This is a genomic window from Curtobacterium sp. MCLR17_058 (assembly GCF_003234705.2).
Lineage (GTDB): Bacteria > Actinomycetota > Actinomycetes > Actinomycetales > Microbacteriaceae > Curtobacterium > Curtobacterium flaccumfaciens.
Map to the genome: position 1 here is coordinate 1,039,770 of NZ_CP126262.1, position 15,708 is coordinate 1,055,477.

The 15,708-nt window shown below is 72.0% G+C and carries 17 protein-coding genes and 2 tRNA genes; 8 read left to right on the forward strand and 11 right to left on the reverse strand.

Annotated elements, in window-relative coordinates:
- Positions 1-99 precede the first annotated feature (99 nt).
- Complete coding sequence (locus DEJ11_RS04965) at positions 100-1,500, reverse strand: MFS transporter (protein WP_111104566.1); 1,401 nt, start codon at positions 1,498-1,500, stop codon at positions 100-102.
- Between the two features lie 102 nt (positions 1,501-1,602).
- Between DEJ11_RS04965 and DEJ11_RS04970 the strand changes: the two genes are divergently transcribed.
- Positions 1,603-3,021 carry an LLM class flavin-dependent oxidoreductase gene (locus DEJ11_RS04970; RefSeq protein ID WP_111055742.1) on the forward strand — a complete coding sequence of 473 codons (1,419 nt, stop codon included), beginning with the start codon at positions 1,603-1,605 and terminating at the stop codon, positions 3,019-3,021.
- On the forward strand, positions 3,018-4,283 hold the full coding sequence (locus tag DEJ11_RS04975) for an acyl-CoA dehydrogenase family protein (RefSeq protein WP_111104563.1): 1,266 nt from the start codon (positions 3,018-3,020) through the stop codon (positions 4,281-4,283). Before DEJ11_RS04970 ends, DEJ11_RS04975 begins: the two co-directional genes overlap by 4 nt.
- A gap of 181 nt (positions 4,284-4,464) precedes the next feature.
- Here DEJ11_RS04975 and DEJ11_RS04980 read toward each other — a convergent pair whose 3' ends face one another.
- From DEJ11_RS04980 to DEJ11_RS05000, 5 genes are all read right to left on the reverse strand, one after another.
- Positions 4,465-4,809 carry a metallopeptidase family protein gene (locus DEJ11_RS04980; protein ID WP_111104560.1) on the reverse strand — a complete coding sequence of 115 codons (345 nt, stop codon included), beginning with the start codon at positions 4,807-4,809 and terminating at the stop codon, positions 4,465-4,467.
- Between the two features lie 152 nt (positions 4,810-4,961).
- A tRNA-His gene (locus tag DEJ11_RS04985) sits at positions 4,962-5,037 on the reverse strand.
- A gap of 75 nt (positions 5,038-5,112) precedes the next feature.
- Positions 5,113-5,751, reverse strand: coding sequence for an oligoribonuclease (gene orn, locus DEJ11_RS04990; RefSeq protein ID WP_111024210.1), 639 nt, complete (start codon positions 5,749-5,751; stop codon positions 5,113-5,115).
- A gap of 746 nt (positions 5,752-6,497) precedes the next feature.
- Positions 6,498-7,739 (reverse strand): MFS transporter, encoded by a 1,242-nt coding sequence (locus DEJ11_RS04995; RefSeq protein ID WP_111100853.1) that lies wholly within the window; start codon positions 7,737-7,739, stop codon positions 6,498-6,500.
- A complete protein-coding gene (locus DEJ11_RS05000; protein ID WP_027464646.1) occupies positions 7,736-8,185 on the reverse strand; it encodes a MarR family winged helix-turn-helix transcriptional regulator in 450 nt (149 codons plus the stop codon). The genes DEJ11_RS04995 and DEJ11_RS05000 overlap by 4 nt, the downstream gene beginning before the upstream one ends.
- Positions 8,186-8,268: 83 nt before the next feature.
- Between DEJ11_RS05000 and DEJ11_RS05005 the strand changes: the two genes are divergently transcribed.
- Both DEJ11_RS05005 and DEJ11_RS05010 read left to right on the forward strand, forming a co-directional pair.
- On the forward strand, positions 8,269-8,559 hold the full coding sequence (locus tag DEJ11_RS05005; RefSeq protein WP_071405508.1) for a hypothetical protein: 291 nt from the start codon (positions 8,269-8,271) through the stop codon (positions 8,557-8,559).
- Between the two features lie 29 nt (positions 8,560-8,588).
- A complete protein-coding gene (locus DEJ11_RS05010; RefSeq protein ID WP_111104557.1) occupies positions 8,589-8,849 on the forward strand; it encodes a thioredoxin family protein in 261 nt (86 codons plus the stop codon).
- Here the strand turns inward: DEJ11_RS05010 and DEJ11_RS05015 are convergent.
- The 3 genes from DEJ11_RS05015 to DEJ11_RS05025 are packed head-to-tail and all read right to left on the reverse strand — an operon-like array spanning position 8,793 to position 12,012.
- Positions 8,793-10,346, reverse strand: coding sequence for a DUF6716 putative glycosyltransferase (locus DEJ11_RS05015; protein WP_111104554.1), 1,554 nt, complete (start codon positions 10,344-10,346; stop codon positions 8,793-8,795). The genes DEJ11_RS05010 and DEJ11_RS05015 overlap by 57 nt on opposite strands.
- Positions 10,343-11,215, reverse strand: a complete 873-nt coding sequence (locus DEJ11_RS05020; protein WP_111104551.1) for an N-acetylneuraminate synthase family protein — start codon at positions 11,213-11,215, stop codon at positions 10,343-10,345. Before DEJ11_RS05020 ends, DEJ11_RS05015 begins: the two co-directional genes overlap by 4 nt.
- Positions 11,212-12,012 (reverse strand): acylneuraminate cytidylyltransferase family protein, encoded by an 801-nt coding sequence (locus tag DEJ11_RS05025; protein ID WP_111104548.1) that lies wholly within the window; start codon positions 12,010-12,012, stop codon positions 11,212-11,214. Before DEJ11_RS05025 ends, DEJ11_RS05020 begins: the two co-directional genes overlap by 4 nt.
- Before the next feature lie 152 nt (positions 12,013-12,164).
- On the opposite strand from DEJ11_RS05025, the gene DEJ11_RS05030 reads away from it, so the two are divergent.
- Positions 12,165-12,237 (forward strand) — tRNA-Arg (locus tag DEJ11_RS05030).
- A 62-nt stretch (positions 12,238-12,299) separates the two neighbouring features.
- Here DEJ11_RS05030 and DEJ11_RS05035 read toward each other — a convergent pair.
- Both DEJ11_RS05035 and DEJ11_RS05040 read right to left on the reverse strand, forming a co-directional pair.
- On the reverse strand, positions 12,300-13,604 hold the full coding sequence (locus DEJ11_RS05035; protein WP_111104545.1) for a hypothetical protein: 1,305 nt from the start codon (positions 13,602-13,604) through the stop codon (positions 12,300-12,302).
- 89 nt (positions 13,605-13,693) lie between these two features.
- On the reverse strand, positions 13,694-13,960 hold the full coding sequence (locus DEJ11_RS05040; protein WP_017886047.1) for a hypothetical protein: 267 nt from the start codon (positions 13,958-13,960) through the stop codon (positions 13,694-13,696).
- 150 nt (positions 13,961-14,110) lie between these two features.
- On the opposite strand from DEJ11_RS05040, the gene msrA reads away from it, so the two are divergent.
- From msrA to DEJ11_RS05055, 3 genes are all read left to right on the forward strand, one after another.
- Positions 14,111-14,638, forward strand: a complete 528-nt coding sequence (gene msrA, locus DEJ11_RS05045; RefSeq protein ID WP_111054885.1) for a peptide-methionine (S)-S-oxide reductase MsrA — start codon at positions 14,111-14,113, stop codon at positions 14,636-14,638.
- 37 nt (positions 14,639-14,675) lie between these two features.
- Positions 14,676-14,879 (forward strand): hypothetical protein, encoded by a 204-nt coding sequence (locus DEJ11_RS05050; protein ID WP_027464651.1) that lies wholly within the window; start codon positions 14,676-14,678, stop codon positions 14,877-14,879.
- A gap of 119 nt (positions 14,880-14,998) precedes the next feature.
- A complete protein-coding gene (locus tag DEJ11_RS05055; protein WP_111104542.1) occupies positions 14,999-15,676 on the forward strand; it encodes a single-stranded DNA-binding protein in 678 nt (225 codons plus the stop codon).
- The last annotated feature ends 32 nt before the right edge of the window (positions 15,677-15,708 follow it).

The window sequence follows — 15,708 nt, forward strand, 5'->3', positions numbered from 1 at the left end:
GCCACGCGGCGGGCCCGCGCGCGTGGCGGCACCGAGGATTCGCGCTGAGCGACACCTCACGGCCTCCGGAAGGCGAGAACTGCCGCCCAGCGCGAAACGTCAGCCCGCCGCGCCCGCGCCGCCCGTGCCCGCCGTGCCGGCGCCGCCCGCACCCGCGCCCGCCCGCGCCTCCCGCCGCGCCACCGCCCGCGGATCCACCGCGAACACCGCCGCCACGATCGTCAGCACCGCGTACACCCCGAGGTACCCGCACAGGATCCACGGCGACCCACCCCCGAGCTGCACGAACACCGCGGCCAGCAGCGGCGTCAGCCCCACCGAGAAGATCGACCCGATCTGGTACCCGAGCGACATCCCCGAGTACCGCCGCCCGGTCGGGAACTGCTCCGCGAACCACGCCGCCTGCGGCCCGTAGATGCTGTCGTGGAACACGCACATCCCGATCAGCGCCACGAGCGGCAACAGCACGAGCGGCCCGGCGTCGAGGAACGCGAAGAACGGCCAGATGAGCACCGCGATGCCCACCGCCGACCAGATCGTGAGCACCCGCCGCCCGACCCGGTCGGACAGCCACCCCCAGAACGGCGTGGACACGAGCGACACGGCCGAGATCACGAGCACGGCCTGCAGCCCCGCGTCCGAGCCCGATGGCCCCCGGACGTTGCCGAGGTAGGTCAGCGAGTACGTCGTCAGGATCGAGTACAGCGCCGGCTGCACGAGGCGCAGGCCCGCCGTCACCAGGATCGACCGCGGGTGCTGCCGGATCGCCTGCCACACCGGGAACCGCTCGACCCCGCCCGAGGCGCGCAGCTCCTGGAACACCGGGGCGTCCTGCACACCGAGCCGGATGACGAGCCCGACCGCCACGATCACCGCCGAGAACAGGAACGGAAGCCGCCATCCCCAGGCCAGGAACGCCTCGGTGCCGAGCAGGGACCGCACGAGCGTGAAGACCCCGGTCGCCAGGAGCATCCCACCGGCCGACCCCATCTGCGTGAACGCCCCGAACAGCCCCCGGTGCCGCTCCGGCGCGTGCTCGACGGACAGCAGCGCCGAGCCGCCCCACTCCGCACCGGCCGCGACGCCCTGCAGCAGCCGCAGGAACACGAGCGCCACGACGGCACCGACACCGATGGTCGCGGCGGACGGGATGACCCCGATCAGCGTGGACGCGATGCCCATCAGCACGAGCGACGCGACGAGCAGCTTCTTCCGCCCGATCCGGTCACCCAGGTGGCCGGCGATCACGCCGCCGAGCGGCCGCGCCACGAACCCGACGCCGTAGGTCGCGAACGACGCGATGACCCCGACGGCCGGTGTCACGGACGGGAAGAACGTCGGCGCGAACACCAGCGCCGAGGCCGTCGCGTAGAGGTAGAAGTCGTAGTACTCGACGGTCGTGCCGACGAACGACGCGAGGGCGACCCGACGACGGGTCGCGCTGGTCGACGGTGCAGCGGGACGGCCTGGAGGCGCGGTGAGGGTGGTCTGGCTCGGCATGCCTCAGGAGCATGGTCGCGTCCAGGGCCGCGGGGAACACCGCGCGTAACGGGAGGTCACGTCGCTGTCGTCGGACGGTGCCCGCCGACCACGATGGGACACATGAGCGATGCACCGAACCGCCCGCTGCGCTTCGCGGCCTTCGTCATGAACACGACCTCGCACATCCAGCACGGCCTGTGGCGGCACCCCGACGCCCGGCAGGCGGACTTCGACGACGTGACCCTGTGGACCGACCTGGCGAGGACCCTCGAGCGCGGCAAGTTCGACGCGATGTTCTTCGCCGACGTCGTCGGGACCTACGGCCCCGGGCGCGGCGACTACTCGACCAACCTGCGCGAGGGGCTGCAGATCCCCTCCAACGACCCCTCCGTGCTGCTCTCCGCGCTCGCCGTGTCGACCGAGCACCTCGGGCTCGCGTTCACCTCGAGCGTCATCCAGGCGCACCCGTTCGACTTCGCCCGCAAGGTCTCCACGCTCGACCACATCACCCGGGGCCGCATCGGCTGGAACGTCGTCACGAGCGCCCTCGACAGCGCCGCCCGGAACTTCGGCGCCGACCGGCTCGAGGAGCACGACGAGCGCTACGTCTGGGCCGAGGAGTACCTCGAGGTCTGCGCGAAGCTCTGGGAGGGCTCGTGGGAGGACGGCGCCGTGCTGAAGGACCCGGTCCGTGGCTACGCCGACCCCGACAGGGTGCACCGCATCGACCACCACGGCATGCGCTACGACGTGCAGGGCCCGCACCTGTCGGCACCGTCGCCGCAGCGGACCCCGGTGCTGTTCCAGGCCGGGTCGTCGCCGGCGGGCCGTGCCTTCGCCGCCCGGAACGCCGAGGCCCAGTTCATCCTGACCTCGAACCGGGACGCCACCGAACAGCTCATCCGCGAGACCCGCGACCTGGCCGAGGCCGCCGGTCGACAGCGGGACGACATCGCGTTCTTCCTCGGCCTGACCTTCGTCACCGGCTCCACCGAAGCCGAGGCCAAGGCCAAGGAAGCGGAGATCGACGAGTACCTGGCCGCCGACGGGTTCCTGGTGCACTCGAACCTCGGCTTCGACCCGGACACCGGCGAGCCCCTCGACCCGGACACCCCGCTGTCCGAGGTCCGCACCCACGCCGGACAGTCGCACCTGCAGTGGCTCCGCGAGGCCGCTGGGGACCGCGAACCGACCATCGCCGACCTCGCCCGGTTGTCCGCGAAGCTCCGCGCCCGGGTCGTCGGCACGCCGGAGCAGATCGCCGACGAGCTCGCCGACTGGCAGCGGGTGGGCGTCGACGGCGTCAACGTCATCAACTGGACGCTGCCCGGCTCCTACGAGGAGTTCGTCGACCACATCGCGCCGACCCTGCAGGAACGCGGCCTGATGCAGTCCGAGTACCGCGAGGGCACCCTGCGCGAGAAGCTCTTCGGCCACGCACAGCTCCCGGACTCGCACCCCGCCCGGCAGTGGCGCGGGGCGTTCTCGGGCGGTGCCGGCGCGACCGAGGCGCGCGACGCGGTGGAGGTGCCCGCATGACGGACGCGACGACGATCGACGGACGCGTGACGGGCCTCCCGGCCGACCGTCTGGCGACCCTGCGCGAACGCTTCGCGCCCGTGTTCGCGACCATCCGCGACGGCGCGGTCGAGCGTGAGCTCGCGTCCGGGAGGCCCGGCGACCGGCCGCTGCCGCATGCCGAGGTCCGGGCGCTCGCCGACGCGGGGTTCGGGCGGCTGCGCGTGCCGGAGGACCGCGGGGGCTTCGGCGTGACGCTGGTCGAACTCGCGCACCTGGTGGCGGACCTGGCGGCGGCGGACTCGAACATCGCGCACCTGTGGCGGGGACACTTCGGGTACACCGAACTCGTGCTGCTTCGGCCATCGTCGTCCTCCCGCGATGAGTGGCTCCAGCGCATCGTCGACGGAGCGATCATCGGGAACGCGACCTCGGAGCGGACCGGGACGACCCTGGCCGACATCTCGACCACGGTGACGCCGGCTGGTGGTTCCCTCCGCCTCGACGGGCGGAAGTTCTACTCGACGGGCACGCTCTACGCGGACTGGATCTACTTGGCGGCGGACCGTGACGGGGAGCGCGTGACGTTCGCCGTCGACGCCTCCGCGCCGGGCGTGACGAGCATCGACGACTGGGACGGGTTCGGCCAGCGGTTGACCGCGTCCGGCACGACCGTGTTCGACGGGGTGTCGGTCGACCCGTCGGTGGTGTCGGCGTACCGGGACGCTCCGCTGTCGCACATCCAGGCCTTCTACCAGCTGTACCTGCTGGCGGTCCTCGCCGGGATCGGGCAGGCCGTGTCGGACGATGCCGTGGCCTTCGTGCGACCACGGACCCGCACCTACATCCACGCCAACGCGGCCGTGCCGGGGGAGGACCCGCAGGTGCTCTCGGTGCTCGGGCGGCTGTCGGCCGGGGCGTTCACCGCCCGGTCACTCGTCGTCGCCGCCGCGGGGCTGCTCGACGGGGTCGTCGCGACGAACGAGCCCGGGGTCGGCGTCGACCGCGTGGTGCTCGACGCGGCCGAGAACGCCGTGTACCAGGCGCAGGTCGAGATCGGGCCGCGGGTGCTGCGGTCGGCGTCCGAGTTGTTCGAGGTCGGCGGGGCGTCCGCGGCCGACCGGACGCGTGGGCTGGACCGGCACTGGCGGAACGCCCGGGTGGTGGCGTCGCACAACCCGGCCGTCTACAAGGAGCGGCTGGTGGGGGAGTACGCGCTGCACGGGCGGGGGCCGGTGGGGGCGTGGGAGAAGTACCACGAGGTGGGGCCGACGCGGTTCTGAGGTGCGTGGGCGGGTGTGGGTGCGGGTGCGCGGGCTGCGGCGGCCGCGGCAGCGGCGGCTGCGGCGCGACTTTTCGCGGTGAGCGACAGTTCTCGCGCTCGTGGGCCCGAGGAATGTCGCTGAGCCCGAAACTCGGGCGCCGCCCGCCGCCCGCCGCCCGCCGGGTGCGCGTCGCTGGCCGCTACGCCCAGCCGAGCTCGTGCAGTCGCTCGTCGTCGATGCCGTAGAAGTGGCCGATCTCGTGCACGAGGGTGGTGTGCACCTCGTCCTTGAGCTCCTCGACGGTGTCGCACTCGGCCAGGTGCTGCTTGCGGAACACCACGATGCGGTCGGGCAGCTCGCCGAAGCCGTACTGCCCGCGCTCGGTGGCTGCGATGCCGTCGTACAAGCCGAAGAGCTCTTCGCCGTTCTCCGGTTCGTCCTCGACGACGAACACCACGTTGTCGAGCCCGTCGACCATCTCGTCGGGGAGCAGGTCGAGTTCGTCGGTCACGAGTTGCTCGAACGCGTCGGCGGACATCTCCATCACGGGTGGATCGTCCCACACCGCGCTGATCACTCGCGGCTCACTACTCGTGGCTCACCACTCGGGGCGAAGCCGCACGGCGCCGGAGCCGTCCAGAAAAACACTGAGGGAGAGCCCCGGTTGCGTCACACGCAACAGGACTCTCCCTCGACTGGGGTGAATAACGGGTCTCGAACCCGCGACCTCCTAGACCACAACCAGGCGCTCTACCAACTGAGCTATATCCACCATGTTCGAACCGGCGGACCGGCGCGACCACTCAATAGTAGTACATGCGGGACGGGGTGCGGACCACCCGTGTCGCTACTCGGCCGCGGGCTGCGCCAGCCGTGACTCCCACTTCGCCACGACGTCGGCCTGGACGGCACGCACGTCGTCGGTGCTCGGGCCGGGCTCGGCGACGAAGCCGGCGCGGCGGTAGTACTCGAGCTCGCGGATCGACTCGAGGATGTCCGCGAGGGCCCGGTGCCCACCGTGCTTCTCCGGCGCGTTGAAGTACACGCGGGGGAACCAGCGGCGGCAGAGCTCCTTGATGCTCGACACGTCGACGCTGCGGTAGTGCAGGTGCCCGTCGACCCGCGGCATGTACTTCGACAGGAACGCACGGTCGGTGCCGATGGTGTTGCCGGCCAAGGGTGCGGAGCCCTCGGCAGGGACGTGCTCGAGGATGTACTCGAGCACCTGGTACTCGGCGTCCGCCAGGCTCACGCCGTTCGGGATCTCGTCGATGAGCCCCGAGGTGACGTGCATGTTCGTCACGAACTCGTTCATGTTGTCGAGCGCCGACTGGTCCGGCTTGATGACGATGTCGAACCCGGGGTGCACGGGCTCGAGGTCGAAGTCGGTGATGACCACGGCCACCTCGACGAGTTCGTCGACCTCGAGGTCGAGGCCGGTCATCTCGCAGTCGATCCAGACGAGGCGGTCATTCGCGGTTGCCATGTCCCCGATCCTATTCCCGCCCCGCGTGCCTCCCGTACGTGCCGCTGCGCCCGTTCCGCGAGCGGGCGAAATGCCGCGGTCGCCCTGCGGAGGCACCCGGACGTTCCGCCCGCTCGTCCGGGACGCGAGCCGCGAGCACTGCAGGCGACCGCCTGGAGGCCCGTGGCGACCCCGGCAGGCCGCCCCGCGCCTCCAGGCGGTCGCCCTCCACCCCGCCTGCCGTGCCGATCCCGCCTCACCACCACGAGTGGGCGAAATGCCGCGGTCACCCTGCGTACGGACCGCGGTATTCCGCCCGCTCGCTGGCGGCGGCGCTGCGGTCGCGGCTCCGCCCGCCCGCGTCCAGCCGAGCGGGCGAAATGCCGCGGTTGCCCTGCGGGCGCACCCGGATGTTTCGCCCGCTCGTCCGCGACGCGAGCCGCGAGCATTGCAGGTGACCGCTTGGAGGCCCGTGGTGACCCCGGCAGGCCGACCCGCGCCTCCCGGCAGTCGCTCTCTACCCCGCCTACCGCACGGTTCTGGCCAGCCCCGTGCGAGCGGGCGAAATGCCGGACTCGCTCTGCAGTCGAGGCCGGACATTTCGCCCGCTCGCGGGTGGGGCGTGGAACGAGGGGCGAGCGAGCCCCCGCGCGGACGCACGAACGGGCGAAATGCCGGGGTGCCCACGGGGGACACTCCGGCATTTCGCCCGTTCGTGGAGAAGTGGGGACGTGGGGCGCGCGTGAAGCGCCCCCGCACCCCGGCGGCTAGGCCATGTCGCCGGCGGTGATGGCCTCGGCCTCGATGCGCTCCGGCTCGGGACCGTCGTCGACGCGGCGCAGGACCCTGGTGGTGCAGAGGATCACGACGAAGGCGACCGCGACGGATGCGCCCGCGAAGACGTAGGCCGCCGAGGGGGAGTACGCGTCGGCGAGCAGGGTCGCGACGGGCGGGGCGATGGCGCCGCCGATGAAGCGGACGGCGGAGTAGGCGCTCGAGGCGACGGAGCGGGGGAGGTCGGTGGCCTCCATGACGCACTCGGTGAGCACGGTGTTCAGGACACCGAGCACGAGGCCGCCGATCACGACGCAGATGATCAGGCCGACCTGGGACCGCACGACGAGGGCCGCGGCGAACAGGTCGAGCGCGAGCAGGGGCAGCGCGATCTTCAACACCGTCGTCCGCCGGAGACGGGCGGTGAGCATCGGGGCGACCCAAACCGACGTGATGGCGAGACCGACACCCCAGCCGAAGAACGTGAACCCGATGCCGAGCGCGCCGAAGCCGAGCGGGAACGGCGTGTACGCCAGCAGGACGAAGAAGCCGATGTTGTAGAACAGCGCGGTTGCGGCGAGGGCGGCGAGTGCCGGACGGGTCAGGGCGCGGAAGGGAGCGGAGAGCTTCGTCGGCGTGGGCTTCTCGAGGCTGCCGGTCTTCAGCAGGGCGACGATGGCGATGAACGCGACGGCCATCAGGGTCGTGACGCCGAAGAACGGGCCGCGCCAGCTCACCGAGCCGAGCAGGCCTCCGACGAGGGGGCCGACGGCGATGCCGAGGCCGAGCGCTGCCTCGTACAGGATGATCGCCGAGGCGGTGCCGCCGGACGCTGCCCCGACGATGGTCGCGAGCGCGGTGGAGATGAAGAGCGCGTTGCCGAGGCCCCAGCCGGCACGGAAGTCGATGATGCTCCACACGCTGTTCGACGTCGCCGCGAGCACCGAGAAGAGCACGATCAGGGCGAGTCCGATGAGCAGGGTGCGCTTCGCGCCGATGCGGCTGGAGACCCAGCTGGTGAAGAACATCGCGACGCCGGTGACGGCGAGGTAGCTCGTGAAGAGCAGTTCGGTCTGCGCGGGGGTCGCCTTGAGGGACGCCGCGATCGCCGGGAGGATCGGGTCGACGAGGCCGATGCCCATGAACGCGACGACGCAGGCGAAGGCGATCGCCCAGACCGCGGACGACTGCTTGAGGATGGAGCCGGACTGGCCGGCGGGTGCGTGGGCGTTCACGCGGGGATCTCCGTTCCGTTGGGGGTTGTCCGGGTGCGCTGGGCGATCAGGTTCGCCGCGTGGTGCAGGACGTCCCAGTCGTCGTCGGTCAGGTCGGCGAACAACGGACCGACCGTGCTGGTGAGGGTGGAGCGCCAGGAAGCGAGCCGTTCGCGTCCAGCCTCGGTGAGTTCGATGAGCTGCCCGCGGGAGTCGTCCGGGTCGACGCTGCGGCTGACCAGGCCGTCGGCGAGCATGCCGGCGACGAGTCGGGTCATGGTGGGCTGCGCCACGCGGGAGGCGGTGGCCAGTTCACCGAGTCGCAGCGGCTCGTCGGTCTCGAGGATGCCGAGCGTGCGCCAGACCGCGGCGGACGTGGTGTTGCCCGTCGACTGGACGGCGCTGCGGATCAGGCGGTTGACGGAGACGAGGAGGGTCTCGATCGTCTGCTCACGCGGTGTTTCCATAGCTGAACTATATAGCCGTGCTATGCATAGCGCAACGACGGGCTCGACAGACTGCACCAGCCACCGCCTGGTAGAAGGGAGGCATGAGCGACATCACCATCCACGAAGGCGACGAGTACACCGCGATCTTCCACGGCGGTCCCTTCGACGGCACGACCGACACCCGCACCGCCACGAGCGACGCGCTGGACGACGAGGTCACGGTGTTCGCCGACGTCGAGGGCCTGCAGACGGCCTTCACCTACCGCGCCACCAAGTCCCGCCAGGTCCTCGACCAGATCTCGGTCGAGTTCACCTACGAGCCCGGCGAGTCCGACCCGGTCGACGACCTGCAGGACCGCGGCGACCGCAGCGGCGAGTTCGACCGGGAGTAGAACCCCCACCCGCCGCGTTGCAGGACCACATGCAGCTCGACCTCTGGACGTCCGCCTTCTGTGCGCCGTGTGCCGCCGCCCGCCGGGTGTCGGCCGAGGTGTCAGAGCTCGTCCCCGGGCTCACCGTGACCGAACGCGACGTGGCGGCACACCCCGACGACGCGGAAGACCTCGGTATCCGGTCCACGCCCACGATCATCGTGCGGCAGGACGACGGCACCGAGGTCTTCCGTTCACCCGGCGTCCCGACCCGTGACCAACTCCTGCTCGCGGTGGCCAAGGCGCTCTGAACGAGCCGCCGCCGCGGCCGGGGCGGCCGCCGCCGCAGCCGTCCCAGCGGCGGTCCCCGGCGCGGGCAGAGCGGCCCGCGCCCCCGCACGCTGCGACGTCGGCGCCGCCACCACCACGGGTTCCGGCGGATCGACCAGCGCCCGCACGCGTCGCGCCAGCCGCTTCGCGCCCCGGATCGGCGCTCCGATGCCCAGTGCCACCAGCCCGAGCGGGCTGCGATCGGCCCCACCGAGGGCGTTCTTCCGCTCCCACGCACGGCGCAGCACGCCACCGCGACTCCGCCGAGCCGGTGCCCGGTCCACCAGCGTGCCGGCGTCCCGTCGGGCCATGAGCTCCACGAGCCGGTGCTGCCAGTCGTCCTCCGAGGTCGGGTGGAAGTAGTTGTCCCGCATCCACTCCGGCCGGACGACACCGAACCGTCCGTCGACCAGGTCGACGGCGTCACCCTCGAGGCCGCTCCCTACGAACACCTCGTTGATCAGGTGCCGCCCGATCCCGAAGTCGGTCAGCGTGAGTGCGGGCACGCCTCGCGCCGCCGCCTCGAGCACCGCGGTCGAGCTGATCGTCACGAGCGCCACCGCCCGGTCGAGGTGCTCGGCCATCGGGCCGCTCTCCACCACGAGGTTGGTCGGCGCGTCCGCGGGCACCAGGTCCGGGTAGGGGTGCTCCTCGCGGTGCGTCTGGTGCTCACCGGCCGCAGCGCGCGTCTTGATGACGACGCGCCACTCCGGGTGCGCCCGCGCTGTCTCCACGAGCCACCGCACGACGAGTGCCCGGTCGGCCCGCTCGAACGGCACACTCGGCTGCGCAGCGAAGACGACGGCGTCGCGGACCGTCGAGCCCGCACCATCGCTTGCGCCGGCACCGCCGGTCGCGCCGACCCCCCGCGCGAAGGGCAGTGTGGCGAGCGCGAAGTGCGGCTCGACGCCGCCCTCGCGCGCCATCTCCTCGTACGCGCGGACCTCACGATGGCTGTGCAGCACGAACAGGTCGGCCCGGGCGCGGAAGAAGATGCCCTTCCACTTCGACGGGAACGAGATCCCCGGCAGCCCCGAGACCAGCACCGGCCGGTCCGGGATCCGCCGGTGTACCTCGTCGATCACGAGCTCGGCCACCGGTCCGATCAACGACACCAGGACGGCGTCCGGCGGGTCCTGTCGGAGCTCCTCGACGACGGCGTCGACGTCCTTCGGCGCTGGCGGTTCCCGGTGCAGGTGGGCGAGGCGCCGGTCCAGCCCGCGGAACGCCGACCGCAGCTGCTTCGGACTCGCCGACCTCGGGGTCGCCACGGTGCGCAGCTCCAGGTCCCAGTCCGCCGGTGCGCTCGCCAGCAGGTGGGCGCCCCACTTCGCGAACGAGTCGGTGTCGACCAGGCCGACCACGCGTCGGACGCGTGGTGACGCGTCGGACGGGAGGCGCGCCTCCAGTCCGTCCGTCGACCCACTGCCGTCAGCCGGCATGTCCAGGGCACGGGTCCCGTCGACCGGGCCGCTCACGCGCCGACGCGACGCAGCTTCGCGAGCGGTGCCTGCTCGCCGGGGAAGATCCTCTTGACGCCGTCACCGAGGGCGGTCTCGATGATGCGGATGTCACGGGCGAGCGTCTTCAGGCCGTGCGGCTCGAGCGATGCAGCGTGGTCGGAGCCCCACATCGTGCGGTCGAGCGTGATGTGGCGCTCGACGGCCGTGGCACCGAGGGCGACCGCGGCGATGGAGATCTGCAGGCCGGGCTCGTGGCCGGAGTAGCCGACGGGGACGCCCGCGTAGCGGTGGGCGAGGGTGTCGATCATGCGGAGGTTCGCCTCCTCGGCCGGCAGCGGGTAGGTCGACGTCGCGTGCATGAGGACGAGGCGGTCGGTGCCGAGGGCCTCGACGGCGGCGTCGATCTGCTCGAGCGTGGACATGCCGGTCGACAGGATGACGGGCTTGCCGGTCGTGGCGACCGCGGCGAGCATGCCGAGGTCGGTGACGGACGCCGAGGCGATCTTGTAGGCGACGACGTTGAGGTCCTCGAGGAAGTCGACCGACGGCTCGTCCCACGGCGACGCGAACCAGTCGAGCCCGCGGAGGGTCGCGTGGTCGCCGATCTCGATGTACTGGTCACGGTCGAACTCGACGCGGTAGCGGTACTCCAGGTAGGTCATGTCGCCCCACGGGGTGCTGCGCGGGGTGTTCTTCATGTGCTCCGGCGTGGAGATCGCGGGAGTGCGCTTCTGGAACTTCACGGCCTGCAGGCCCGCGTCGGCAGCGACGTCGATGAGCTGCTTCGCGATGTCGACGTCGCCGTTGTGGTTGAGGCCGATCTCGCCGATGAGGTACGCGGGGTGGCCCGCGCCGATCGTGGACGTACCGATGGTGACGGTCATGGTGCTCCGTTCGGTGCGGGGGTGGCCCGCGTCGGGGATGGGTCTCGGGTCGTGGTGGGTGCTGGGGCCGGGTCGCCGACGCGTGCGTCGGCCAGCGCGCCGGGCGCGCCGGGCGCGCCGGGCGCTTCGGCGAGGGCTTCGGCGAGGGCCAGGTCGGCCTCGTCGTCGATGTCGATCGCACCGGCACCGTCGACGACGGCCAGCTCGACGCGGCCGTGGAACCGGTGCCGGTTCTCGAGGAACCCCGCCGTCCGCATCACGTAGAAGGCGCCGGTCTCGCGGTACTCGGGCTCGCGGTCCTGCCGGCGGGGCCTGGTCGCAGCGTCGTGGTTCACCGCGACCGCGGTGCCGTCCGGGGCGGTCCGCCACAGGAACGCGTGCGACGGCGTGGCGGCGAACACCGCGTCGGCGTGCCCGTCGACCACGCGCGCGACGGCGGCGTCGAGGTCGGCCGGGTCGATGAACGGCGAGGTCGCCTGCAGGAAGACGAGGACCTCGGGCAGCGGCGTGCTGATCGCGTCGAGGACGTGCAGCAGGGCGGACTCCGATGACGCCTCGTCGCCGGCGAGCTCGGCCGGACGGCGGACCACGGCGGCACCGGCGGCGACGGCCTCGGCAGCGATGGCGTCACCGTCGGTCGTGACGACGACCTCGTCGATGCGGGTGGCGCGTCGTGCCGAGTCGACCGCCCGCCGGACCAGCGAACGGCCCGCGACCGTGCGGAGGTTCTTGCCGGGGATCCCCTTCGACCCGGCACGCGCGGGCACGACGGCGAGGACGGAACCGGTGGTGCGCATGCTCCGGACGCTACGAAGCGCGGGTGTCGCGGAGGGGAACGGGCGGCAGACGGCGGCCGACCGTTGGGCGACCGCCGGGTCCTGTCGCGGCGACGCGGCGGGGCGCGCATCGAGCGTCCGGTGGCCGCTCGCCGCTACAATCGACGCTGCTCGCCTCCGTAGCTCAGTGGATAGAGCAGGTGGTTTCTACCCACCGTGCCGCGGGTTCGATTCCTGCCGGGGGCGCCGAAGACGAACAGGGCCGCCATCCTCTCCGGATGGCGGCCCTGTTCTCGTCGTGTGGGTTGCTACTCGTCGTCGTCCGCGGCGCGGCGTCGGAGTTCGGCGGCGCTGATCGGCTGCGTGTACGGCGCCTCCGACGTCTCGTTCGCGTCCGCGGGCTCGGCGGGGGCCTGGTTCAGACGCGTCGGGACGGACGTGGTGTTCGTCGCGCCGGGGGTGTCGACCCGGGGTGCCGATGCGGGCGGGACGTCGTTCGCGGGCGCCCGGTTGACGTGGGCGTCGGCCGCGGTGGGCGTCGCGACGGGGCGGTCGGACGAGGACGGACGGTCGTTCCGCGGAGCGCGGCCGGAGTCACCGAAGGCGCGGGTGGCGCCGGCGTCGCCGGACGCGCGAGTGGCGCTCGCGTCGCCGAAGGCCCGCGTGGCGCTGTCGTCGTCCACGACCTCGGTGTCGTCCGTGCCGCGGCCCTGGACGGAGCGGGCGGGCGAGGTCGGGGTGCCGAGCGCCGGACGGACCGGGGGTGCAGCCTCGTCGTCGTCGCCGTAGACGCGGGTGGTGTTGTCACCGAAGGAGCGCGTGGCGTTCTGGTCGGCGCTGCCGCGGTTCGGGTTCGTGCCCGCACCACGGTTCACGGAGAACGACGGGGTCGTCGCGCCGGCGGCACCGGCAGACGCAGCGGCCGCCGCCGGAGGGGTCGAGGGTGCGGACGCGGGGCGCTGCGCCGGACGCAGCGAGGTCGTCGTCGGGGTGGGACGCTCGGCGGGAGCAGCCGGAGCCGGCGCCGGGGCCTGTGCGGGTGCCTGGGTGCGCGGGGGTTCGGCCTGGTCGGCGTTCCAGTCCTGCTGGCGCTTGATCAGGTCGGCGTCGGGGTCCGGGGACTCGAACTTCCAGCGCTCGAGGTCGGCCTTGAAGAGCTTGCGCGCACGACTCGGTCGCGCCTGCCAGTCGAGCAGGCGGTCACGGAACTCGGCGAGGGACTGGTCGGCCTGGAAGCTGAACGTCGACGAGTTCTTCTTGATGTCGGCGATCTCGTGCTGGGCCCAGTTGGCGGCCAGCGGCGCACCCTGCACGGGGAGCAGGCGCAGCCGGATGTCGGCGTCCTCGGCGAGGTGGTCCGCGTACGCACGCTCGTCGTGTCCGAGCGATCCCCATGCCGCTGCCTTGCGCGCAGCCGTCAGGATCGCGGCGACGGCCGCGTTCTTCGATTCCCGCTCCTGGAGCGCCACGACCCGCTTGGTCGCGCTGCGCCCGATGAGCGCCGCGATGACGCCCGCCACGACGATGGCGACGAAGGGGATCACAGCGCCCGAGAGCACCCGCCAACCCGTGTCGGACGAAGTCCAGTCGGTCAGGTCGTTCCACCAGTCCATGCGCGCACCATACCCACGGAACGGTCAGGCGTCGGGGAGGCCGGACGGCGTTCCGTGCATCCCGGTGCAGATGATTCCAATGTGGAACATCATGACCAGCGCAGGGTGTCCACGGCGTCGTCGGCGGACCACACGCTCGGCAGCTCGACGAACCGGCGCTCGGTCGCGACGTACCGGCGGGCACGGTAGGCGGTGTCACCGGCGACGTCGATGCGGTCGACGTACCCGACGATCTCACCGTTGGCCCGGGTGACCCGGCTCAGGTCATCGCGGACGTCGAGGATGCGGTAGTCGCCCCGGGCGCGGGCCAGCGGGACGGTGCGGATCCGCAGTGCGGGTTCGGTGATGGTCTGCATCGCTGGCCTCCTGGTCGGTGTGGTGCCGACGCTACGGGGGACCACCGACACGCCGAGGGGCAACGTCCGATCTGGGGAACAGGGTCCCCGCGCACACTGTTGTGGAGGAACGACGGGGCTGCACGGGCAGCCCGGAGAGAGGTTGTGGCCATGACCACGTTCGTGCTCGCAGGTGGATGTTTCTGGTGTCTCGACGCCGTGTACCGCACGCTCCAGGGTGTGCAGGACGTGGTGTCGGGCTACGTCGGCGGACAGGTCGAGGACCCCTCGTACGAACTGGTGTGCACCGGGACGACGGGCCACGCCGAGGCGGTCGCGGTGACGTTCGATGAGTCGGTGATCCCGGCTGACGTGATCCTCGACGTCTTCTTCACGCTGCACGACCCACGGCAGCTGAACCGCCAGGGGGCCGACGTCGGCACGCAGTACCGCTCGGCGATGTTCCCGGCCGACGACGCGCAGCGCGAGCTGTTCGAGCGCGCCATCGAGCGGGCGTCGGACATCTGGGACGGCGGCATCGTCACCACCATCGAGCCGCTCTCGACGTTCTACACGGCAGAGGAGTACCACCAGGACTTCTTCGCGAAGAACCCCGGGCAGGGCTACTGCCTCGCAGTCGCGCTGCCCAAGGTGAACAAGGTGCGGAAGGCCTACAGTCAGTACATCCTGGCGTCCTGACCCCGGGGCGGCAGGGCCACAAGGAGGTGGTTCGAACATGACGGACAACACGGGAACCTGGGTTGCGATCGGTCCGGCCGGAGCGGTGGGCAGCATCCACCGCGCGGCGGACGGGTTCCAGGTCGAGCTCTACGGGCGACGACGGGCGGGCGGGCCGTACCCGTCCCTCGAGTCCGCGAAGGGCGCGGTCCACGCCGCGCTCGGACCGTTGGCCGCCCGGCCCGAGTTCCGAGCGCACTGACCGGGTCCGGACAGGAGGCCCGGGGGACTCGTCCTCCACAGGTCGCCTGATCGGGTCCACACGCCACAGATCGAGCCCGGGGTCGCTGACGCGGCCCCGGGCTCCGTGACGATCGACGCATGAACGACATCATTACCGTCTGCGGAATCGTCGCCACCGAGCCCCGGCACCTCGTCACCGAGACCGGCATCGCCATCACGAGTCTCCGACTCGCCTCACCCTCGCGCCGCTGGGACCGGGCCACCGCCGCCTGGGTCAACGGCGCCACCAACTGGTACACCGTCACCGCGTTCCGGTCGCTCGCGTCGAACGTGTACAAGTCCCTGAAGAAGGGCGACCGGATCGTCGTCGCCGGACGGGTCCGCATCCGCACGTGGGAACGCGACGGTCGCGGCGGGACCTCGGTCGAGATCGACGCCGACGGAATCGGCCACGACCTGGCGTGGGGGATCAGCAACTGGCTGCGGGTGCCGCGGCAGGTCGGCGACGGCGCCTCGGGGCAGGGTGGTCTGCGCGGCGTGGACCCCCGCACCGGCGAGGTCCGCGACCCCGTGGGGCACGGCGCCGGTCACGGGGCGGAGCCGGACGGCGCGCACGAGCATGCACCGGCGACCGAGCACGGTCCGGACGGTGACGGTGACGGTGACGGCGACGTCGACGGGGTCCACGGGGCACCGCCGCTCGGCCACGGCGAGGAGCCCGCGGGGCCGTCCGAGCACGTCCTCGAACAGGACGCCGCCCCCTGGGACCCCGCGCCGCCCCTCGACGACCACGCCCACGACGCCGAAGCGGCCTGACCCGCACGCCGACCGGAGTCGGGGTGCGGGTC